We start from the raw sequence: 22,976 nt of genomic DNA, 5'->3' as shown, positions 1-22,976 counted from the left end.
AATACTGAATTATAATGTTACCAGATATATGTAGCTACTGCTCCATTCGTCAGGGAAGTAGTTACGATTTTCCCGTTATACTGGATATTGAACGTCTGTGGAGTAGACCCACTATTCACCACGATCAGTGCAGTCTTACCATCAGGTGTTCTGAATGCCACGTTGTCCAGCTGACTGGTGATATTAGAAGCGATCCTGACAGCACCCGGACGTACAAATTTAGAGGCATGTCCGATGATATAATATGCAACGTTACGAATTACTCCTGAACCAATTGTCAAAGCTCCCAGGCAGGTAGTACAACCACCATCTGTATGCGGACCATAATTAGCGTCAGCAGCCAGGTTCCACTCCAGTACATTACGGCTCCAGTTACGGGTAGCGCCAACGATCAGGGTACTTACATGCCATTGAAGATCATTACCGAAATTACCAGGACCACCTACCCACTGTTCAGTGAAATAGATATTCTTCTCCGGATAAGCATCATGCAACTGTGTCAGTGCCGTGATACTGCCACCATAGAGATGGAAAGCCGAGCCATCCACATAAGGATAGGCAGCAGCGTCACCCAGGATAGCAGCAGGGTATTCCGGTTTATCCGCATTATGATCATACACGATGATTTTGGTGGTCAGACCGGCAGCTTTAAAGGCTGGTCCCAGATGATTCTTAACGAAATCAGCCTGTTCATTGGCCTGCATCACCATGCTTGGATTGTTACCACCATGCAAAGGTTCATTCTGTGGAGTGATGGCATCGATGGTAATGCCTTCCGCCTTCATTGCCTGGATATATTTCACAAAATATCTGGCATAGGCGGCATAATATTCTGGTTTCAGACTACCGCCTTTAGAGGCGTTATTTGTCTTCATCCAGGAAGGAGCCGACCAGGGGGAACCCAGTATTTTAATATTGGGAGACAGGGCCACTACTTTCTTCAGAATAGGCAACAGGTCTTTTCTTTCCTTCTCTATGCTGAATTTAGTCATGTCCACGTCCGTTTGTCCGGCCGGCAGATCATTGTAGGTAAAGGGCGCCACACTCAGATCGGAGGCGCCAATGCTCACGCGCAGGTAGCTCACACCCAGATGCGCTGTATCAGGCAGGAATAATTCTTTCAGCAATGCATCCTGTGCATCAGCTGGCAGTGTATTGATCAGCATGGCGCTACCGTCGGTCAGACAGTAACCAAAGCCATCTATTGACTGGTATGTTTGAGAAGCATCTACTTTAATGGTAGGATATACATTCAGCGTATCCTTAAAAAGCAGGTTAACTTTCTGTTGCTTCAGGAGCACAGATCGGTCTCCTTTGGTCAGCCACATCAACACATCAGTAGAGTCTTTTTCTACAGTTGGATCAACAGGTCTGACAGGGGTTTCGGTACCATTATCCTTACAGCTGGCAAAAGCGATCACACCGGACAGCAGCAAAGCCGTCAGGCTGATACGGGTTTTATAGTGGAATATCATTTTTCGATCATTTTATAAACACGGACATAATCAACATCCATGGTAACGGGATAAATAGAATCATCCATACCTTGTGCGCCGCCCCAGTCACCGCCAACAGCGATGTTGAGCAACAGATGGAATTTCTTGTCGAAAGGCCACACGGTATATCCTTTTCCTTCATTTACGAACTTGAAGATTAACTGGTTGTCAATATATCCGGTAATGGCATAAGGCGTCCAGTCCACGCGATATAAATGATAATCCGTGGTAGCGTTCGCTATTTTCTTTACAGCCGTTTTCTGTGTACCTATTTTGAAATAATAGGCCTCTGTATGTGTAGTAATATGGATTACATCCGGATCATATCCCACATGTTCCATAATATCGATCTCACCTGATTTAGGCCAGTCGCCATATGCCCAGTCGGTAGGCAACATCCAGATAGCGGGCCAGGTTCCTTTACCGGCAGGCAGCTTTGCCTTGATCTCAAAGCGGCCGTACAGAAAGTCACCCTTCCCCCTGGTTACCAGGCGGGCAGAAGTATAGTTACGGTTCTCTTTTGCTTCTTTTCTGGCAGTTATGGTCAGTTTGCCATTTGCTACAGATGCGTTATCAGGACTGTTAGTATAATACTCCAGTTCATTGTTTCCCCATCCGCCACCACCGAGGTCATATCCCCATTTGGTATTATCCGGCAATCCGGTGTAATCAAATTCATCCGCCCATACGGGAGTTGTTTCAAATGTCCAGCCTTTATCAACAGGGCCCTGTGGCGTAACAGGATCAGGTGAGCTTCCACCACCATCTCCTTTTCCTGAGCAGGAAAGTATAGCTATGCCCAACAGAACAAAAGGGAGATATTTCAGTCTTTTCATAAGCGCAAATGATTTTAAAAAAATTAGGAATTAAGAATCAGCAATCAAGAACTGGTCAGCCATAGATAATTTATGTCAACCTTATGAGCAACAGACTTTTAACTAAATCATGTATTAATTAAAAGCTGTGCACATGATATTCTTAATTCCTGATTCTTAATTCCTAACTATTGGTTAAACTATATTTCTTCCAGGAACTTTACATCGTCGAATACAACACCACCAGTACCCAGTGTACCACCGGCACTACCAGCTTTAACAACGATATAGATATCTCCTGTTTTAGTAAACGACATAACACCGTTTTTGTTCTTACCGGTACCATCACAACCGATAGTCGCGAGGTCGCCTGCAAATTTCACAGCGCCGCAGCCAGACCAGGTATTCAGGGAAATGTATTTGTTTCCGCTGTAGTCAGAACCCTGCTTGGGAACTGCTGTGTCAATGTATATCTCAAACCAGGAATTGCTGGCGCCATTGCCGCTTACCTTTGCAGAGAATATATATGACTTACCAGCTACCACGCTTACTTTCTGATAGATGGCGCCGTTAGAATCACCGGTATTATCAAAATGCATTGCGCCATTTTCGATTTTAATAGCGGTTTGTGTCCCCCCTGTATTCAGTAGCGTCCAGAACTGTTCACTACCTGTTTCCATATCACCACCTTTCAGGATATCGCGGGTCTGCGCATTTTGTGCAATGGTTACTTTCTTCACCGCTTTAGCAAAACCGCCGCTGGTGAAAACCGTGAACTGGATCGTATATTCCCCTTTCTGAAAATAGCTGAGTGTATCTCTTTCGCGGGTAGATTTGTGTCCGTTATCATCGCTGTATTCAAAGAGGAATCCACCCGGAGTAGTGTTTGATACAACGATTTTATTTGCATTTCCTGCCAGTGGTTCTGCGTTAAAACTGGCGGTAGGTAAAGGCCCCAGCCCTTTGTCGGATGACTCAGGCGTGCAGGCAGAAACAGCGCCGGCCAGCAGAGCTGCCATTGCGATAGTACGTGTATTTCTGATATAGTGAAAGTTCATTTGTTGCTGTTTGTTAAGTCATGAATGCTGTTCGTACCCCTTGATTATTTCCATTCTGAGCTCTGCTCAATCTTCGTGTTCTCCATTTCCAGTAATGGAATAGGCAGAATCTCGTTTTTACCGGCAACGAAACCACGGCCGCCCAATGCAGCAACAGCTCTCTTGGTACGTACCAGGTCAAACCAGCGATGACCTTCACCAGCCAGTTCAAGACGTCTTTCTTTAAAGATGTTGTCGTCAGTAGCCTCGATCGGATTCAGTCCTACACGACTGCGTACCGCATTCAGCAGTGCATATGCACGTGTACCTGTAGCGCCGCTCTGACCAGATTTAACCAGTGCTTCTGCTTCCATCAGATAGGTATCTGCCAGACGGATCTCATACAGATTCTGTGGATAGTTCAGCTCTTTGTTACCAGGTCCTTTGGACTGATCGCCGATTTTAGCAGCAAATTTGTTCAGGAAATAACCGGTATTATCATGACCCGGTGCATAATCTGCAATACCAGCAGCTTTCAGGCTATCCATATCCAGGATGGTTGAGTTAAAGCGTGGATCGCCATGCAGCGCATCGTACAGACTTTTAGTTACTACCAGGAAGCTCCAGCCGGAAACCATATCCGGAGCAGTTGGTTTCAGTGTTTTATAACCTCTTGGGCCTACCATGATGTTCAGCACGTTACCTTCAGTACATGCAACGCAATCCCAGTTACCACCTGAATTAGAGCTGTAAGCCGCCTCCAGGATAGACTCAGAATTGAATTTATTAGTGCTGAATTTCCAGAGGTCTTCAAAATTATCCATCAGTTTGTAACCATATTTCGCACTGGTCTGACCTGGCGTAGCGCCATTTACCTCAGCAAATTCTGCTGCGGATTCAGCCCATCTCTCCTGCCACAGGTAAACTTTGCCTAACAGTGCATGTGCAGCACCTCTGGTGGCACGGCCACCTTCAGAACCTACAGGTACCTGATCAGGGAAATTGGTTTCAGCGATCGCTGCTTTCAGATCTTCGATGATCTGGTTGTATACATCAGCCGGAGGCGCCTGCAGCACATTATACATTTCCGAAGTGGATACAGGTGCAGTCAGCAGCGGAATGTTCTTGAATAAACGTACCAGGTCAAAATAGAAGAACGCACGCAGGAATTTACACTCTGCTTCAAAACGTTTCTTCAGATTTTCATCCATAGGGATACCAGGCAGCTTGTTCAGCAGGGTATTCGCGCGGAAGATCCCTGCATAACCTTTTTTCCACAGTTCTTCCTGTGGACCCTGTGCAGGGGTCATGGTGTAGTTGGTGAATACCTGGAAGGCAGACACGTCGTTAGGACCACCACCGCCGGCCAGATGGTCGTCAGAACCAGCATCCAGTGCGCCTACTTTGGTGACATAACCACCACCCTGCCAGCCTACTACATCATATACTGCAATCAAACCATTAAAAGCTTCTGTTGCGTTACGGTAATAGTTGGCCTCCAGGTCAGTACCTTTTGGTTTTACTTCGAGAAAGCTATCGCGGCAACCGCTGGCCAGTTGTAAACCAAGGGCCATTGCGATGATATATGGAATTTGTCTTGTTTTCATTTTGTAATCAGCTTTTAATAATTAGAAAGTTGCATTTACACCTAACATGAATGAGCGTGCCTGAGGATAGATACCTCTGTCGATACTAAATACGCCACCACCGATCTCTGGATCATAACCAGTGTATTTGGTCAGTGTCAGCAGGTTTTCGCTCATTACATACACGCGGAATCGCTCGATATGCGCTTTCTTTAAGAGTGAAGAAGGCAGGGAGTAACCAAGTTGCAGGGATTTGATTCTGCAGTAGCTGCCATCTTCCAGATAGAAATCTGAAGGGTTCGTGAAGTTTCTGTTGTTGTCTTTTGTAGTTAAACGTGGGTAATCATTGGAAGAACCTTCGCCTGTCCAGCGGCCCAGTGCTTTGGTCTGCCAGTTTGCTGCACCGATATCCAGACGGCGTAAGCCCTGGAAGATCTTGTTACCGGCTGCACCCTGTACAAATAATACCAGGTCAAAACCTTTATAGCCAGAGTTCAGGGTGAAACCATATGTCCAGCTTGGAGTAGGATTGCCCAGGAAAGTACGGTCACCTTCGTCAGTCAGTTGTCCGTCACCATTTACATCTACCCAGCGGAAATCACCAGGAACTGCATTTGGCTGGAGTTTTTTACCATCTTTACCTACGTATGCATCAACTTCCTGCTGATTCTGGAAGATGCCATTTGTTTTAAAACCGTAGAAGGCGTTAAATGGCTGTCCGATAGCTGTACGTGTGATAGGATAGCTGGTAGATTGCAGGGTCTGTCCACCAGACAGATACTGAATACCACGACCCAGGTTGGTTACTTTATTTTTCAGATAAGAAACGTTACCATTTACAGAGAAGTCGAACTCTCCTAATTTCTTCCGGTAACCCAGTTCCAGTTCCACACCGGTATTTTCCATATCCGCTACGTTAGCCGCAGGGTTAGAGATCGCACCTACATACAGTGGAATACGTGGGTTCTGGAGGATGTCTCTTGTTGCTTTTTTATACCAGTCGAAGGATACAGTGATATCTTTGATAACAGTTGCTTCAAAACCAATGTTGGTCTGGCTGGTAGATTCCCATTTCAGATCCGGGTTGGATGGAGCGTTAGGGCTGTAACCGATCAGGTATGTATCTCCTGTACCGAAGCTATAGTTACGACCGCCACCGATAGTGGACAGGTAAGCGAAGTCACCGATGTTGTCGTTACCAACCACACCGTAACCACCACGGAATTTCAGGAAGTTTACGATCTGATTGTCTGCCCAGAAGTTTTCACGGGAAGCTACCCAACCCAGTGAGAAGGATGGGAACACACCATATTTGTTGTTAGAACCAAAGCGGGAAGAACCATCACGACGAACGATCGCTTCTGCCAGGTACTTTTCATCATAAGTGTAGTTCACACGTGCAAACAGGGAAGAAATTCTGTGATCCGGGTTTTCGCTACCACCTGCATTTCTCTGATCCTGCGCTACGTTATAGTTAAGAGACGCGTCTTTGAAATTGGTAACAGGTAAATCCCAGTAGGTTACGTTCAGTGCACGGCTATGGTTGTCCTGGTAGGCACCCTGACCTGCTAATACAGTAACATTATGTTTGTCGAACGCTCTGGTATAAGAGATGGTATTCTCCAGGTTCCAGTTGTAACCGGAGTTAGAGCTACGGTTAAAGTTGGTACGGGAAGAAATAGTAGAAGGATTAAGGTAAGATATAGGGGTAAATGACTCACTTCCCCAGAAGGAGATCTTGGAACCAAGGGTTGAACGTAATTTCAGTCCTTTGATTGGAGATACTTCCAGGTAGGCGTTACCTACGATATTATGTGACCAGCCATAGTTGCCAAGGCGGGTTTTGATATAAGCCAGCGGGTTAGTGATTTCCTGTGCAAGTGCTCTGGAAACACCATAATAGTGACCGTTACCATCAGTTGGTGTTCTTGGGTCATAGTTAGCCGCTTCGTTCGGATCAGTTACGATCACCGGAGTGATTGGATCGAGGTTGATGGCAGAAGCCAGCGGACCACCGAATTCACTGTTTGTATTACCAAGACCGATGGATTTATCGTAAGCATAACCCACATTCTGACCAAAGGTTACCCACTGGGACAGTTTGTGAGTAGAGTTCAGACGGAAGTTTACACGCTCATATTTGGAGATGTCAGTAGCCACGATACCATCCTGTTTCAGATAACCGAAAGAAGAATAGAAAGTAGATCTGTCGTTACCGCCGCTGATGCTTACTTCATGGTTCTGGCGTTTTGCGCTGCTATTGAAGATCTGGTCCTGCCAGTCAGTGCCTTTACCGTATGACTGAGGATCAGCATATGGCAGAGAAGCATCTCCACCAGCTTTTGCAGCTTCATTTCTGAGCGTAGCATATTGTGTAGCGTCCAGCAGTTTCAGTTTACGTGCAGGAGCAGAAGTACCATAGTAACCATTGTAATTTACTTTCAGGGTACCTGCTTTACCTTTTTTGGTAGTTACCAGGATAACACCGGCAGCAGCACGGGCACCATAGATCGCCTGAGATGCCGCATCTTTCAGTACCTCGATAGATTCGATATCATACTGGTTCAGGTAACCTATACCGCCATTATCAACTACCACTCCATCTACTACCCACAGCGGATCGTTATTATTGAAGGTCGTCAAACCTCTCACTCTCACGGCAGAACCAGAACCTGGCTGTCCTGAGCTGGAAGCGATCGTCACACCGGAAGTTCTACCCTGGAGGGCGCTTTCCACACGGGTGATCGGCTGGTTTTCGAGATCAGCAGCTTTTACGCTGGAGATCGCACCAGTTACAACACTTTTCTTCTGTACGCCATAACCTACCACAACTGTTTCGGTCAGTGCAGTTTCAGCGCTTTTCAGTCTGATATTCAGGTTGCCGTTACCAACAGCCTGTGTATAGGGTGTGAAACTCAGTGCACTGAATACCAGTGTACCGTTGGAGGGTGCTTTTAAGGTGAATCTACCATTACCATCTGTAGCTGTACCGGTTGTACCGTCTTTTACACGTACACTTACTCCGGGTACAGGTTCTCCTTTTTCGTCCACGACACGGCCTGTAACAGTGATGATAGTATCTGCTGCTGCTTTATGACCAGCAGGCAGGCTTTTTACAATGATGCGGGTGCCGTCTATAGAATAATCGAAAGGCTGATTATCCAGACAAATCTCAAGTGCCTCCTGAACGGATGCATTTTTTATATCAATAGTTACAGGATTGGCTGTTGCGAGCAATGTTTCATCATAAACTATGGAAATTCCTGCCTGACGGGCCACCTGACGAAGGACTTTTTTCAGGGGAGCCTTCTTTTCTGATATAGAGATTTGCTGAGATACTCCTTTTGCGCTGATCTGTAGACATGCCACTAGCAACAAAAAGGTGGTCAGTTTCATAACGGTGACAATTTTGGTTGATAGATTTTTCCGGGTACGGAAAGTCCTACCACTAAAGTTTAATTGCATACTTTTGTAGTGTTTGGGAATTTAGAAGATCAATAGTTAATAACGTGACGTGGTTTTCAGGATGCCCCGACAATTTCTACCGGAAGTGTTGCAAGCGCTTCCGGTTTTTTATTTATCTGGGCCTGACTGCTCCTTTAATTTGTTCCGGTTACTTCCATAACGTAATTCATTTTACTTAATTAATACCCTGTCTGTCTCACGTGGATTTAGTACAGCACAGGCTTTATTTACCCGATGTAACAGTTAGTTTTCGCCCTGACAGTGAGAATGTAGGTCCATTTGCTTCCAGCATATGCAGAATATCGGATAATGGTAAGCTCCGGCTTATACGCCCCCCAAAGAGCCTTTCATTTCCCGTCTGATTGTAACTAACCTCTATATCGTACCACCTGGCCAACTGACGTAATATGTCAGCCATAGTGGCATTATCAAACTCAAAAAAACCTGTTTTCCATGCAATTACCTGATCAACGTCCGCCTTCATAACCACCATAACGCCACTGGCAGGATCTACTACTGCCTGTTGCCCTGGCTTGAGGCGTTGTTCAATTTTTCCGTATTTAACATTGACCAGTCCCTCGATCAGTGTTGTATTGATACTCTTTTCGTCGGCATAGGCCATGATATCAAACTGGGTTCCCAATACCTGTATTTCTGCGTTATTCGCTTTTACGAAAAATGGCTTACCGGCGTTTGGCGCCACCTCAAAATATCCTTGTCCCTGAATTTCGACTTCCCTGCGGTCCCCGTTAAAAGAAGTCGGATATCTCATGCTGGATGCAGCATTCAGCCATACATGGCTGCCATCTGACAGTACAATATTGAACTGACCTCCCCTTGGAACGGTCAGGGTATTATAGGTAACAACGTCGCTGCTACCCTGGGCAGCATAGTGTAGCTGACCATTCTGCTGGCGGACAACCGTTTCTCCCTGGTTGATGATCTGATTACCCGCGCTATCCAGTGTCACCACATCTCCGTTCGCCAGTGTCAATACAGCCTTATTAGTACCAGGCGCAATATCTCCGGTATCAGCTGCCAGTGAACCGGTATTTGCAGTAAGGGCCTTGCGGGAGGAGACCGTGTTCATATAATAATAGATGCCACTGCCTGCCAGCAATACTACCGCAGCTGCCGCTACCCAGCGCAAACGCGCGCGTTGCGGGAACCGGATTACCTTTTCCTGGGAAATGTCCTGTAAAAGTCTTGTTTCGATACGATCGCTCAGTTCAGAAGGAATATCATGATGCTCACTCATTGTCTTTTCGAAGTCCCGCTGCATAGCGGCGAGCAAAGAACGATTGGCTCCTGACGATTGCAGCCAGGCGTACAGCTCTTCCATTTCGGCCCTATTGCATTGACCGTCAAGGTATTTCTGTAAAAGTTCTTCGTAACGTTCCGTGGATAATGACATAAGTTATGAGCACCATTTGCGGGGCTACCTATCTATATTATCCGAAACTGACGAGGTAGGGTACCTCCACTTTAAAAAAAAGTTAAAATATTTTTCCGGCGAGATAAATGGCGAGTAAAATATCGCCATGACGATGCACATAATCGTATATAAAGCGCATACCTAAAACCATGTGTTTTTTTACCGCATTTCTGGAAATTCCCAGCAAAAGGGCTACTTCATCATAGCTTTTTCCTTCCTGACGGCATAATTTGAACACATTCAGACGCTGAGGTGGCATCCTGACCAGGGCTTCCTGAAAAAGACGGTCATATTCCTTGGTTCTTACCTGTTGTTCCGGCTGAACAGCATAAACATCGTCCAGCTGACTAAATAGCTGGTCCCGGAAGTTTTTGTCGGTGGCAAGTTTGTCGATGGTCTTAATAACATGGTTACGGGCTATCCGATATAAGTATCCTGTAAAGGACAATTCGGGGTTAATACGATCCCTAATCTCCCATACTTTCAGAAAGACATCGTGCACCAGGTCTTCTGCAAGGGATGGAACCTTGCAAAAACGCAGCAAGTAAACGTAGAGCGAGGCATGATAGTGTCGGTAAATCTTCGTGAACGCAGACTCATCTCCCTGCATCATCCTTAACAACACCTCTTCCTCGGATGGCATACGATCCATATCAAATTGAACAATTAGTAGTGGGAACCCCGTAAAGCTGTAAAACTAAAGAAAAGTAGGAAATGTACAAATTGGGTAGCTGCACAGGCTGGAAGCGTACTTAGTACACGTATTCGTATAGGGATTGGAGATGAATTTTTTAGAGTTGTAAATATTTCTGCATAATTTATTTGCACAATTGAAATAATTATTCATATATTTGCACCCCCGACGAACGGGAACACACAGTGTTGGATCAGTAGTTCAGTTGGTTAGAATGCCGCCCTGTCACGGCGGAGGTCGCGGGTTCGAGTCCCGTCTGGTCCGCAGAATAAGAAAGAAGCCGTCTCAATAATAATTGAGGCGGTTTTTTCTTTTGTATAGCGCTATACACATGGGCATATATGCGGAGCCTTAATTTTATTCAGTAAAAATATATGAAGGGCCTAGGGAGGTGGGAACAAATTTTGGGCTCTTTCAGCCCTTTCTCATGCAGTTTTCTTTCTTAAATTGTGAGCCAGAGCCAATAATCCGGCCTCAATTGTCACTTTTTCAATGCCTCGTAGCATAAACGTTTAAAGTGATGATTGTGCTTGATATTACCAAACACAGGTTCAACATCATAACAACGCTGTTTACGTTTAGCGATTCCTCGGCTGGTCTTTAGGCGCTTATCGACCTTATTTCGCAGATAATTTAGATGATGGTTAGTTGTTATGACCCGGTTGCCTTTTCCTTGATGACATTGTTCTTTTAATGGGCAGCATTTGCATTTGCTGGCTTGGTAGCATGTAAGTATTTGCTCAAAACCTGTTGATGTTGTGGATCTATAAGAACCAATGCTCTTCATTCTTTTCCCGGAGGGGCATATATAATGATCTTTTGCTTCATTATATGCCAGTTTATCAACCCTGTAGGGATTTTTATTTCTTGTTCGTTTGTGTTGATCCCTATCAAAATTTTGATGCTTTACATCGGCTGTAATTTTTTTGCTTGCTAGCCATTCGTAGTTCTGTTCGCTGCCGTAACCTGCATCTGCCGTTACATTATTGGGTTTGATTTTCGTTTGTTTTATTATTGTTGGATCAACTTTGTGATATCAACTTTATCCAAAATGTTGTTGACTGTTCTGACTGGATGATTAGCTGGAATCAGATCATTCAAATCTGGTGGTAACAGCATCCCCTGGTTCTGGTGATTGCTCTTAAATACAACTGATAATGTTTAGCCTCTTGCCATACTCCCTATAACACAATAAACATTATATGGTTAACAAAAGGGCTCCTTTTATTTAAAAAAACTGTATAAAAAGAGAAGCCGTCCCAAATTACTTTTGAGACGGCTTCGAAAAATAAATTATAATGGTTTAAAGAACGCGAACGTTCACCGCATTTAATCCTTTTTGGCCGTTTTGTACTTCATAAGACACCCTGTCGTTCTCACCGATCTCATCATTCAGGCCCGTTATATGAACAAAGATGTCTTTGCTTCCATCAGCAGGCGTAATAAAGCCAAAACCTTTAGAAGCGTTGAAGAATTTTACTGTACCTTCTTGCATTGTTACTGATTTATTGATAAAAAATTGTTTTTCCTATAGTCTTTTCGTTACATAGTGCCTCGCTTACCGAAAGGTACTGCTGCATAAATTTTTTTTTGTTCAATGCAGCAATGGCACTATCTCCTGCTATTGCTGTATGCATATAAACATACCCAAAGCCACGCGGATTATTATTTCTGTCTCTGGCAATATCTGCCCACATTACTTTACCAAACTTTGAAAACAGTTGGAAAAGATCTGATGATGCAATTTCGTATCCCAAATTGCCTATAAATATTTTCATGGTCACTTTAACTTTTGCATACCTGGTTTACATAGCTTCACTTACTTCCAGGTACTGATTCTTATAATTTAGTTCGTTAAGTGCATGTATCGCTTTTATTCCTCCCTCCTGCGATTCCATCAGCACAAATCCAAAACCCCTTGATCGGCCGTTTTTTTTGTCCATTATTATACCTGCTGAACAAACATTGCCGAATGCTTCAAAAAGCTTGGTCAGTTCTGTTTCTGATGCATTTAGGTGTAGATTCCCAATATAGATTTTCATGACGAATGTTATAGCTTGCTGGTGAATAGTTAGTATCTCCTGCGACTGAACCGATGCGGAGTTGCCGTTTTGAGACGTGCTTCGTTTACGACTACAGATTGCATTTACACACTGGTATGATTTAGCTTTTCTATTGCCTTCTTACCGGTTACGCACGCTGCCATTTCAAAAAAGCAAACCTTCTGGGATGTTTTGTGAAATTATATGTGATGGTTTACGGATTTGACTGCCCGAATTCTGCGAAGAGACCATCTAATTGTTTCTTTGTGTCATGTGATTCCGGTCTCTTATGAAAATGTTCATAATTGCTATTTGAAAAATAAAAAATGGCAACTGAGACGCAAAACTGAAGAGGAAGCTGAGACGATTGCAGTTCAGAGAGGGCAATGGCAGAAAACCAATATCTGCATGAAGGTACGTAATTATATGTATAATCCTTCATCCAATTCATAAATATAATGCATGACGCGAATCACCGGCTGTTACTCAACTAAAAAAATGGGTAAATAGTTTGATGGGGCTTACACTAAATGCATTAGGGAGCAATGCCTTTATATGGAAGCAAAAACATAATATACTGTTTTTGATGCATTAAAAATCATTAATAATTTATCTAAACTAATAAACAGCATCTGGATAATCTTTCCTGAATTGGAGCAATCTCATATTTTCGTTAGTCATGTAAGTTATAGGCTTAAATGTGAATAAAAGCTAATCACTTATTACAACTGACTTATATTGCAAATGATTTATTCAAAAATTCGTTGCTTCCTATTCCATATTTCCCAATAGTTCTCTTTATTTTCGCCGCTCAAAAACGAGCTATTAATTAGTGTATAAACCTCTGTATTGAAATTCCTAAATTTCATGTAAACATTATGCCTCACTTTTTCTGGAATATTTAATACAATCCCCAAAGCTTCAAAATCTCTTAATTTAATATTTTTCTTTTTCCCGTTGAGTAATAGGGCCATTTCTTCCTGGTCTTTTGGGAAAACGAGATTAACATTCAGCAGATCATACGCAGGACTTAATGCAATGCTATTCTCAAGATGAAGTAAGGAAAAGTTTTTAAGATGCATATCATTATTCCCTGTCAGATAGCAGAAAAGCAGTAGTTCGAAATATCTCAGAACATCAAGGCCAGAATTAGTACAATATTGAAGTATTAGCTTACCGGCCCTCTCATATGATCCTTTATACTTATTCTCTGTTAGAAAACCAGATAGCTGACAAAAGTCCTCAACATGAATCTTTTTCCCTTTTCCTCGATCAAAGCGTCTGGCAATGTAAACTAGCCTTCCATCGGTGGCTCTGAGCAGCGTATGATTACAAATGAGAATATCAAATACTTCTGCAAGGTGCATCGTAAGGTCTTCTGTTTCTGGCATGGAGTTAAGCTTTTCATGTTGAGGTTTCAATATGTATTCTCCCCATAACCCTGCTATTGTAAGTCTGCCGTCATTTTTAATTCTTTGCAGTGTAACTGATAACTTAGGCTGTACACCTGTTATTGCTATATGCTGGCTAACAGTCTTTTCTGCCAGATCTTTTAAAAGCTGTTTGTCCAACGTGAGCACTGGCATCGTATCAGTACCAAAAAAACGTTTCGCACATTTACTATGGTATTCATTGTCTCCAGAATCCTTATAGCAGAATAAACAATTAGGCATATTATTCAATTTCTTTTTCGGGTTCAATACTTACTGCACCAATAGTATCACTGCAAGTAAGTAATAATAATTCAAAGCGATCATTGCCTTTAACTTTCCAATGATCTTTTGCAATATCTAATAGCCACCCTTCAGGAATAAGCCCATCAAAAAAAGCGAACAAAGTAAAACTGTGATACGACTCCTTTTGTAAGGGCAGGGTTAGACTAATTGGTTTTGCAGATGCATCATCCAAATAACTTTCATTGTATGTAAACCTATAACCACCGTCGTATTCTATAAGAGAACCTGCAAGAATGCTGTTATAATATACTTTTGCTGTTTTACTCATTAGATTTTGATTTAGCTGCAGGTATAAGTTCCATCCCAAATAAGTTAAGTAACTGATTCACTTTGTCCATACGCATTGTTGTCTTACCCTGTTCTATTTCTCGAATCAGCCTTAATCCCAATCCTGATTTTAAGGATAGGTCTTCTTGTGTTAACCCGTTTTCTTTCCGCTTAGCTTTAATAGTCTTGGACAACAAATTCATTTTTATACCTTTTAGGGTATAAAAATAAAAATAAATTCAATTTTATACCCTAAAAGGTATAAAAAACAATAATTCAAATAAACTATACCCTTTAAGGTATATTTCATATGATAACTAAATGTACTTCAATTAATTAAATACATTTTATTATATAGTTTCGCCTATTATTATACAAGTCTTTTGTTTCTTTTTAAAGTAAACGACCAAACTGTAAAAGATGCTACCACAACTACCAGATAATCTTTATCGTATTTTACTGGCCATAGGGCTTTTTCTCATTGGCTATTCATTTTACCAATATCAGAATATTAATGTAACACATAGGGACGTTATAAAGTCAAATTCCAATATTGATGGCATCATTGATTCTGTAAGATTTGAAAATAAACTTCAAATCATCTTATCAAACAGATCTATTACTAACCTATTGGATCGACATAAATTTGGATCCCCAGTTTCGGTTGATGATAGTACGTTCCTTGAGCAAACTTATAACTCGGTAAATAATAAAAATGTTAAAGATAGTCTCCTTGTTTACTATATTGAATACCTGCAAAAATCGAAAACATATGCGATGTTATTGAGCCATTATAAAAGGGAGAAAAAAGCCGCTATAAATGAAGAGGAAGAATTTAAAACTATAAAGCTGGCTTACTATCTTATGGCATTATTTGGATCACTATCTTTTATTCTTGGCTATTATGGCATCTATCATGAACAAGCCGTCAAAGATAAAATATTAGTACATCAACAAAAGAATCTACAGCCCTTAGCCACCCGTTGTCAAAGTTGCGGCAAAGTTTTTTCTTCGATGGTCAAGTTTGGTCATGAGCAGGATGATAGCGAATCAAAATCATTTTGTAACAGCTGCTATCAAAATGGACAATTTACTGAGCCAGATATTACTTTTACTGAAATTGAGCAAAGGGCATTAGTTACGGTAGAAAGAACAAAAAAAGAAAAACGGCTATTAAGTAAATTGCTTAGGAGCTTAGAACGCTGGCGGCCTGATGCTTACTCCGATCAATAAAATTACAGACTTAATGAAATTGGAATGACTGAATTTATAAAAGCCCTCTTATTCTGAATAAGCTTGGGTCTTATCTAAAATACAAGGCCAAGGCGAGTATAAATAAACTATGATAATTTTCGCCTTCGCATTAGTTAGAAACTACGGTTGGCGGGTATTAAATTATAAGCATTCAATTTTTCATTACATTTTACTGATTAATACTGCTATTTTAGATAAATCTTCCATAAATAGGTTCGAAACTTGTCCCTCATAGCCCGCAAACGAGCAAAAGTGGATATATTTAAGCAGCAATTGCTTGATTATATCCACTTTCTTCTTTTAGACATGATGTCTATTTTAGCCCCGCATGTTAATGACCCTACTCATTTCTTCTATCATAGCAGGCCTGCGAGAATATTTCCGATTGAGTTTATTTGCTACAGCAATGACTTCATCTTTTCCTTCGGGAATAGTCTCCATTACCATTATCATTTTGATTGCCAAATCTGAATATTCACGACGGTTTCCTACAATATCACCTCTACGTTCAAATGCCGGAAGATATAATGCTAGCAGTTGCAATGGATATATATTCACTAAATAATGATGGTAATGTAATATCCGATTCAGATCGGACTCTTTACTCATTAGGCTAAGTAGCCGGTCCCAATACCTTTCTTCAATATAGATTGGGCCTAGCAGATCAAGCAGCAATGTATCTGGCGAATACCACGCTTTCCCCTTATTTTTTTGGTATTGCAGTTCTATAACGGTTATTTTTTCCGCGATATAATTTTCTATTTCCTCCTCCCATTCAACTATCGTGAAGGTGCTCTTCCACTGATTATAGTAAATTAGATGAAACCCCCGATCAAAAGCAAAATGTTTCGTATAGTGCCTGATTATTTTCTTGTCGCCCTCTAAAACAGCAATATCCAGCAGATTTTTTTCCCATTGCGCAACCGTTCCCGGATGTTCATTCTTCCTTGCAATTTCGATCCCCTCCACTATTAATTCCTTCGCCGCTTCCAACTTCTTTTCTCCTATCAAACGGCCCACCTCTCCCTTCCTTACCTCTACAACATGCAGGTTTTTGCGAACAAGCATTTCAGCTTCGCTAATCTTGCCGGTTGCTTTTAAAAAATCTATTTTCCGTACAAGGAAATAACGCTCTCTGTAAGATTCCTCATCTACTGATGACACTTTAAGTTGCTCATCAATATATTTCAAATACAATTTCTCTTTGCCAATTTTTATGGCAAGTGTATGATACACATCTACCATGCTATATCCAAAGTCGCCATACTCAAAATACACAGCACTACTTATTGCTGAACCTACAAAACTAAAAAGTTCTTCCAACAAGTCCGTTATTACACCTTCAGTTTCCGCTACCTCTTTTATCAATTCTATGGAGGAAAAAATAATGTCCCCAATAGATCCACTCGAATCATCGCTGTACGTAACAAGTTCAATAACTTCCGTCAATACTGATCGGACTAAAAGAAAAGCATTACGAAAATGACCTTTTTGTATAAGCTGGCGTCCTTCATCGAGCAATCTATTAATTTCATTGGTCAATCGATGGGTAGATCTATAATCGATATAATCTCCATCCGAATTATCCCGAATTAACTTTTTTAGATGCTTAGCATAACTTTTACCTACGTCAATATTGCTATCTTTATCTGAAAAATAACGTTCAAAGAACGATTTAAATTCTTTATCTCCCGCTGCATGGGTGAGAATAAACGTTTGATATTCCTCAATGCTGATTTTTTGTACTAATTCTCTAAAATCAATTTTAGGATTCGTCTTTTTAGGCACGGGTGCATTAACTAATTCTTCTCTCAAAACAAATAAGACAGCAACAACATGTTTGCAGACATCTCCGTCATAGGGGCAATCGCATGAATATGATTCTATCTTATTCCTTCTGAAAAGCGTTATCTCTACTTCATATGTGTCGTTTCCCATCACTTCCGCATGCCATACACCTTTCTCTGTCTCATCCAGATCTACAACAGCACCATTCTCATAGTATTCCCTTCCACGATGTATGATCTTGTCACTAACCTGCAATTCAAAATTTTTTAATGTGAACATATTACCAGTGTTTAATCATCTAAATAAATCGTCCATAGTTAAACTATTCTGAACTATACCATTAGCATAGCTATTTTTTACTATTCCAAAAGTAGAGATCATAGTCAAAAAAATAGCTTTATTGGTACGTGTTGCCGCCCGAAAGATGTCAATTTTGCTCTGCAATTCCTCTTGATATTTTTTATCGATTGTAAAGGGACTAATAGAAAACTTCATTTCGCAGATATTAATAACATCATCCTTTCTGTCTATAACAAGATCTATTTGGCTTTTATTTCCTTCCCCCATGTTTATCCAGGAAGAACTACTTGTCTGGACGCCGCTAATGCCAAGTGCATGTCTAATTTCAGGTAAATGGGCAAAACAAACCTGTTCAAAAGCATATCCACTCCAGGCTCGCTGTTGTGGAGTATTAAGTCCGCTAATCCAGCTATTTTCATTTATTGTATGGTTTCCCCGTATAAATTTGATATAAAACAAGGAATAAAAATCACTTAATTGATAAAGACTACCTTTTTCCTTTTTACCAAATGATATGTACTTACGTATGAACCCACTTTCTTCCAGTTCGTTTAATATCCTTGTTGTACTTCCTGCATTAGGCAGCTTGGTATCATCAATAATTTCGGAACGTGTTAACCCTTTTGCTTTCTTGCTTAACGTTTCTATTACTGAAAGATGCTTTTCTGCTTTATTGAATAAAGAAATATAAAGGTCTCTGAATTCCTCAGTCAATAGTCCGTCTCGCTCAAAACATAATCGACTTATATTTTGAGAAGCACTCATCCCCACGTCTACATGATCAAGATAAAAAGGGACTCCTCCCATCACCATATATAGTTGAATTAACTGGTAACGGCTAAATGCTCCGCCACGACTCTGAAAAAAAGTTTCACATTCTTTTAATGTAAAAGGTTCAAGGCGTATTCTGTGGGTAACTCTATTGTGTAGCCCTCCTTTATTATGAATCAGGATATTGATCATCCATGATGCAGCCGAACCACATACAATCAGAATAATATCCTTTCTTGCGCTGGCGTACGAATTCCAGAAATAATCGAGTGCCTGAATAAAACCAGATTGTGCAGTATCTAACCAGGGAAGCTCATCCAGGAATACTACTTTTTTCTTCTTTGGATTTTTTGATATTAACTCTTCCAATTGCCCGAATGCCGCAAACCAATTCTCCGGGATAGAAATAGATTCATCAGGACAATATTTTTGTATTGCTCTGTGAAAATTGGATAAATTCTGTTGAAGATTTACGTTAGCAACTCCAGTAAGATAAAATGTAAAATCCTGCTGAAAGGCTTCTCTGATCAAAAAGGTTTTACCTACTCTTCGGCGACCATATACAGCAATAAACTGTGAAGTGTCAGATTCTTTAGCCAGTTCTAACACTTTCAGTTCCTTCTCCCTTCCGATTAATCTGCCCATAACAAGTCAATTTGGCTCTAAATATACCCAAAAACACACTTAAAGCCAAATTGACGACCTATTTAGCTCTAACTTATCAAATCAAGCATGGTAAAGCCAAATTGATCGGAATAATATTAAATCCATAAATGAGTACTTCTTTATGCGATAGTTATACATTTAAATAAATGATTACTCAATAAATCATTGCCAAAGTTCGAAATTTGTCCCCTCTGCCCCGCAGAAACAAAAAGCCTTCAAGTCGAAAGATTTGAAGGCTTTTTGTTTATAAGCCATTTCATCAATGTCTTAATTCTTTTATAAATTCGATCATATCTGGTTTAACAATTTCCCGGCATTTCCCCTTTAAACAAATAGGATCAAAAGCATCATCGGCATCAAAACTACCCATGAACTATTTTGGAATGTAAAGAAGGAGTAGATTTGAAATAATCCAATACATCCTCATAAAAAGCTAATTCTACAGGCAGGTGAATAATACCGTTGCCATTTAATATATTAGCATTAACTGAAGTGATTTTAATGCCATTTATTCCAACATTAATTTTATCTACATAGGCAAATTCTATTATCTGATCCAGGCTGCCCCCATACTTCTGACTGGCCCTTTCGGCCCTTAATCTCATAAATGAGTTTAGTTGCGACCAATCAACCCGCCTGGCAATAACATGATCATCTATGATAAATGTAAAGGCTGTACTTAATGCTCTGAGATCGCCTTTTAAAATAGCACCCACGTACAGAAATACCAGACCAAAAACCGCTATTGCAGTCAATGGAATAGAATAAGCCTTTGATATCACACCCAATATGATAAACAAAAGCAATAAGCAGCCAAATACAATTTTAAAAATATTGAGCTGCCGCTTCAATTCTCTGCTAACAAAGCGATCTAAATTGTCCTCCTTGATTTTAAGTACTTTCTTCATATTACAATACACTGGTAAATAAAAATATTAGCTATTAATCATTTTCAAACCTCAATAACATTTAAGCATGCGCTTAACCTACTCCTTTACCACTTTCCCTTGTTTGTCGATATAGAACGAGATGCCATTATTCCATACATGTGCTACCCCCGTTTCCTCAAAGTTCGAGCAGGAATCAAATTGCACCGCTATCACCTCTTCTCCTTCTTTATTAACATAACCATATTTATGGTCCAGTTTTACAAAAGCTAAACCATTCGAGAATGGGCCCATTTCTTCATACTTTGAAAGAGATGGCAGCTCCTTACCATTTGCAGTAAAGTATATCTTTTTCTTATTTAAGAATACCACAGGAATGCCGATACTATAAATATCTGCCATGTCATATTGTATGGGAATTATCACCTCCCCTTTCCCATTAATAAACCCGCATTTGCCATTTAACGTAACGGGGCAGCAACCATCGCTAAAAGAGTAAAAGCTTCCATACTTCATAGGCGTTATCTCTTTCCCGTCAGTATTTATATAACCATATTTCTTGTCAACCTGAACGGCAGCAAAACCATCATAGAAGTCAAAAAAAGCATCATACTTTATGGGAGTAAGTTCCCTTCCCATGGTATCTATCACGCCATATTTACGATTTAAAGCAACACAGATCACCCCTCCTGAAAACGAATTCACATAATCATACTTTATGGCTGTTATTTTCTTTCCCGCTTTATTAACAACGCCCCATTTTCCATTTTTTTCCACCCTTAGATAATTAGGAGTTCCGCGAATAGCTTCCTTTTTCTCCTGCGCCTGCGTTGCTAAAACAAAAAACAAATTGATTATCAGAAAAGTAGTTCTCATCTTATTTTATTATCTACACGTATAATACAAAAAACACATATCACTACCAAATGGCCAGATAGACCTGTAACCGGCTCCCTTTGAAATATCCTGCCAATTACCGACATTCGGGCCTGATAACGCACTGATGTAGCACCCATAACACATTAGTATCGATCCCTTTACCTTAATACTTTTTACGTAAACTCACATGAACGACCAGCATAACGACTTGTTTAACAACAACTTTAATGAAGAACAGGAAACCAGTCATGTAGATCTGAAATTCGTTGTAAAACTATTTTTTGTTTCGGTCTTTTATATGCTTGTTGTAGGTATAACCGCATTTACGCTCGCACATTTTTCATTAAGTTTGCCGTCAACCTTATTAACATCATTCGTCAACCTGGCGGCCTATAGCTTGTCGCTATCGCTCATCATAAAATATGCAACGGGAGCTCCTCCTCAAAATCAGCTATTATTGATGAAACGTGCGTTCAACTGGCGCCTGCTATCGCTTGCACCAGTCTTAATTATCTGTACACTGGCATTATATGTATGGATAGACGGGGTGGCTATGTTGATGCCTATGCCGGAGGCGGTAGAGGAAATTTTCAATAATGCAATCAAAGAGGATGTTTTTTCACTATTTACGATCATCATTGTAGCACCAGTATTGGAGGAAATACTATGCCGCGGCATCATTCTAAAAGGCTTACTGAAAAATTATTCACCGGATAATGCTATTGGTATTTCTGCCCTCTTTTTTGGAGCAATACACCTCAATCCCTGGCAGGCCATCCCCGCATTAATAATAGGCATTTTTACAGGATGGGTCTTTTACAAGACGAAATCCGTTTTACCTGGTATAATTATTCACATCACAGTAAATGCGACATCCGTCCTGATATCCCTTTTCGTAACAGGTCAACAGAATATCGTCTTGAGATCAGGCATCCCTGATTATATATTACTATGTATTTTTTCAGCGGTGATTTTCGCTGCAGGATGCATATTTATCAGGAAAAAGGCAGTTCCTGAATAGCCTGACAAAGGCTATCCTCCCTACCGCTCATTCACCCGTTCGTAAACTAACTGATTGATCGCAGCTATATAAACAATATAACTGCCAGGTACTTTTCTCTCCTCCACGATCGCTGAATGCATGACCAGTCTTCCTTCCTTATCTATCCCCACCTGCGACACTGCACCGCCAGCTTTCGCAAGCTTATACGACAACAAATAACGGCCACCTTCCAGTGTATAGCGGCCACTGGCTTCACGTTTGAAATGCTGTTTTCCTGCCTCTTTTGCATAGAGCCGGAGTTGCTTATCACTTATTTGCAGAAACACGTCATCACTATTCTCTTCTGTCATAACTGGATGCTTGCGCACAATCTCATCTTTATCATATCGTGCCGAATCCTGGAAGTTTATCCTGCGGCGGGATACAGCGCGCCAGGTACCGATCAGTTGCACAGGATCAGCTATGCGCATCGACGTATCCAGTTGGGCATGCGGACTCGCAGACGGTACAACCATCCATATCTGGACACCATCCTTCTCATATGACATCCCCATTTGCGTCTTTTTTACAACAGGTGTCAGAAAATGTCCGTACACATTGTAATCACTGTCCCAATGTGCAACATCAGGCCTCGGTAATGATATCGCATAATCAAGCGGCAACGTAATGCTTTTTTTCGGCGTCACAGCCAGCTGTTCTATATTATCCTTTGATTGTGCAGCAATTGTAGTAGTTATGAGTGTCAGTAAAAACGTCACACCATATCGGAAATGTACAGGCATAGGGGCGAATTTTAAGGTTGGAATAAAGATAAAGTATTCCAAATCCCATAAACAAACCAGCAATTAAAATGCA

21 protein-coding genes and 1 tRNA gene are annotated in these 22,976 nt (G+C 41.1%); 3 read left to right on the top strand and 19 right to left on the bottom strand.

Annotated elements, in window-relative coordinates:
- Nucleotides 1–17: 17 nt before the first annotated feature.
- From BMZ72_RS34750 to BMZ72_RS34720, 7 genes are all read right to left on the bottom strand, one after another.
- On the bottom strand, nt 18–1,475 hold the full coding sequence (locus BMZ72_RS34750; protein WP_089815906.1) for a glycoside hydrolase family 30 protein: 1,458 nt from the start codon (nt 1,473–1,475) through the stop codon (nt 18–20).
- A complete protein-coding gene (locus BMZ72_RS34745) occupies nt 1,472–2,332 on the bottom strand; it encodes a glycoside hydrolase family 16 protein (RefSeq protein WP_089815904.1) in 861 nt (286 codons plus the stop codon). Before BMZ72_RS34745 ends, BMZ72_RS34750 begins: the two co-directional genes overlap by 4 nt.
- Nucleotides 2,333–2,511: 179 nt before the next feature.
- Nucleotides 2,512–3,369 carry a hypothetical protein gene (locus BMZ72_RS34740; protein ID WP_089815902.1) on the bottom strand — a complete coding sequence of 286 codons (858 nt, stop codon included), beginning with the start codon at nt 3,367–3,369 and terminating at the stop codon, nt 2,512–2,514.
- Nucleotides 3,370–3,413: 44 nt separating this feature from the next.
- Nucleotides 3,414–4,955, bottom strand: coding sequence for a RagB/SusD family nutrient uptake outer membrane protein (locus BMZ72_RS34735; protein WP_089815899.1), 1,542 nt, complete (start codon nt 4,953–4,955; stop codon nt 3,414–3,416).
- Between the two features lie 21 nt (nt 4,956–4,976).
- Nucleotides 4,977–8,330, bottom strand: coding sequence for a TonB-dependent receptor (locus tag BMZ72_RS34730; RefSeq protein WP_089815897.1), 3,354 nt, complete (start codon nt 8,328–8,330; stop codon nt 4,977–4,979).
- A 292-nt stretch (nt 8,331–8,622) separates the two neighbouring features.
- A complete protein-coding gene (locus tag BMZ72_RS34725; protein ID WP_177223028.1) occupies nt 8,623–9,741 on the bottom strand; it encodes a FecR family protein in 1,119 nt (372 codons plus the stop codon).
- A 154-nt stretch (nt 9,742–9,895) separates the two neighbouring features.
- On the bottom strand, nt 9,896–10,486 hold the full coding sequence (locus BMZ72_RS34720; RefSeq protein WP_089815893.1) for an RNA polymerase sigma factor: 591 nt from the start codon (nt 10,484–10,486) through the stop codon (nt 9,896–9,898).
- Nucleotides 10,487–10,718: 232 nt separating this feature from the next.
- Here BMZ72_RS34720 and BMZ72_RS34715 point away from each other — a divergent pair.
- Nucleotides 10,719–10,792, top strand: a tRNA-Asp gene (locus BMZ72_RS34715).
- A gap of 217 nt (nt 10,793–11,009) precedes the next feature.
- Here BMZ72_RS34715 and BMZ72_RS37255 read toward each other — a convergent pair.
- The 7 genes from BMZ72_RS37255 to BMZ72_RS34680 form a co-directional block, all read right to left on the bottom strand.
- Nucleotides 11,010–11,540, bottom strand: coding sequence for a transposase (locus BMZ72_RS37255; protein ID WP_410492825.1), 531 nt, complete (start codon nt 11,538–11,540; stop codon nt 11,010–11,012).
- Between the two features lie 291 nt (nt 11,541–11,831).
- A complete protein-coding gene (locus tag BMZ72_RS34705) occupies nt 11,832–12,023 on the bottom strand; it encodes a cold-shock protein (RefSeq protein ID WP_089815889.1) in 192 nt (63 codons plus the stop codon).
- A gap of 10 nt (nt 12,024–12,033) precedes the next feature.
- Complete coding sequence (locus BMZ72_RS34700) at nt 12,034–12,306, bottom strand: RNA recognition motif domain-containing protein (protein WP_089815887.1); 273 nt, start codon at nt 12,304–12,306, stop codon at nt 12,034–12,036.
- Nucleotides 12,307–12,333: 27 nt separating this feature from the next.
- The gene (locus BMZ72_RS34695; protein ID WP_089815885.1) at nt 12,334–12,570 is read right to left on the bottom strand and encodes an RNA recognition motif domain-containing protein; all 237 of its coding nucleotides are present in this window, start codon (nt 12,568–12,570) and stop codon (nt 12,334–12,336) included.
- Between the two features lie 749 nt (nt 12,571–13,319).
- Nucleotides 13,320–14,243 carry a HipA domain-containing protein gene (locus BMZ72_RS34690; protein ID WP_089815883.1) on the bottom strand — a complete coding sequence of 308 codons (924 nt, stop codon included), beginning with the start codon at nt 14,241–14,243 and terminating at the stop codon, nt 13,320–13,322.
- A 1-nt stretch (nt 14,244) separates the two neighbouring features.
- Nucleotides 14,245–14,574: a HipA N-terminal domain-containing protein gene (locus BMZ72_RS34685; RefSeq protein ID WP_089815881.1), complete on the bottom strand. Its 330-nt coding sequence runs from the start codon at nt 14,572–14,574 to the stop codon at nt 14,245–14,247.
- Nucleotides 14,567–14,776, bottom strand: coding sequence for a helix-turn-helix transcriptional regulator (locus BMZ72_RS34680; RefSeq protein ID WP_089815879.1), 210 nt, complete (start codon nt 14,774–14,776; stop codon nt 14,567–14,569). Before BMZ72_RS34680 ends, BMZ72_RS34685 begins: the two co-directional genes overlap by 8 nt.
- Nucleotides 14,777–14,993: 217 nt before the next feature.
- On the opposite strand from BMZ72_RS34680, the gene BMZ72_RS36445 reads away from it, so the two are divergent.
- Complete coding sequence (locus tag BMZ72_RS36445) at nt 14,994–15,806, top strand: zinc ribbon domain-containing protein (RefSeq protein ID WP_143087863.1); 813 nt, start codon at nt 14,994–14,996, stop codon at nt 15,804–15,806.
- Between the two features lie 339 nt (nt 15,807–16,145).
- Here BMZ72_RS36445 and BMZ72_RS34670 read toward each other — a convergent pair whose 3' ends face one another.
- From BMZ72_RS34670 to BMZ72_RS34655, 4 genes are all read right to left on the bottom strand, one after another.
- The gene (locus BMZ72_RS34670) at nt 16,146–17,894 is read right to left on the bottom strand and encodes an SWIM zinc finger family protein (RefSeq protein ID WP_089815877.1); all 1,749 of its coding nucleotides are present in this window, start codon (nt 17,892–17,894) and stop codon (nt 16,146–16,148) included.
- A gap of 15 nt (nt 17,895–17,909) precedes the next feature.
- Entirely contained in the window at nt 17,910–19,331 is a 1,422-nt protein-coding gene (locus BMZ72_RS34665; protein ID WP_089815876.1) for an AAA family ATPase, read from the bottom strand.
- 383 nt (nt 19,332–19,714) lie between these two features.
- Nucleotides 19,715–20,260, bottom strand: coding sequence for a hypothetical protein (locus BMZ72_RS34660; protein WP_089815874.1), 546 nt, complete (start codon nt 20,258–20,260; stop codon nt 19,715–19,717).
- A gap of 78 nt (nt 20,261–20,338) precedes the next feature.
- On the bottom strand, nt 20,339–21,115 hold the full coding sequence (locus tag BMZ72_RS34655; protein WP_089815871.1) for a WG repeat-containing protein: 777 nt from the start codon (nt 21,113–21,115) through the stop codon (nt 20,339–20,341).
- Between the two features lie 190 nt (nt 21,116–21,305).
- On the opposite strand from BMZ72_RS34655, the gene BMZ72_RS34650 reads away from it, so the two are divergent.
- Entirely contained in the window at nt 21,306–22,139 is an 834-nt protein-coding gene (locus BMZ72_RS34650) for a CPBP family intramembrane glutamic endopeptidase (protein ID WP_089815870.1), read from the top strand.
- 20 nt (nt 22,140–22,159) lie between these two features.
- On the opposite strand, the gene BMZ72_RS34645 is transcribed toward BMZ72_RS34650, so the two are convergent.
- Nucleotides 22,160–22,903, bottom strand: a complete 744-nt coding sequence (locus tag BMZ72_RS34645) for a hypothetical protein (RefSeq protein WP_089815868.1) — start codon at nt 22,901–22,903, stop codon at nt 22,160–22,162.
- Between the last annotated feature and the right edge of the window lie 73 nt (nt 22,904–22,976).

This window comes from Chitinophaga sp. YR627, from assembly GCF_900114995.1.
Lineage (GTDB): Bacteria > Bacteroidota > Bacteroidia > Chitinophagales > Chitinophagaceae > Chitinophaga.
This window is presented reverse-complemented; position numbering and strand designations above follow the sequence as displayed.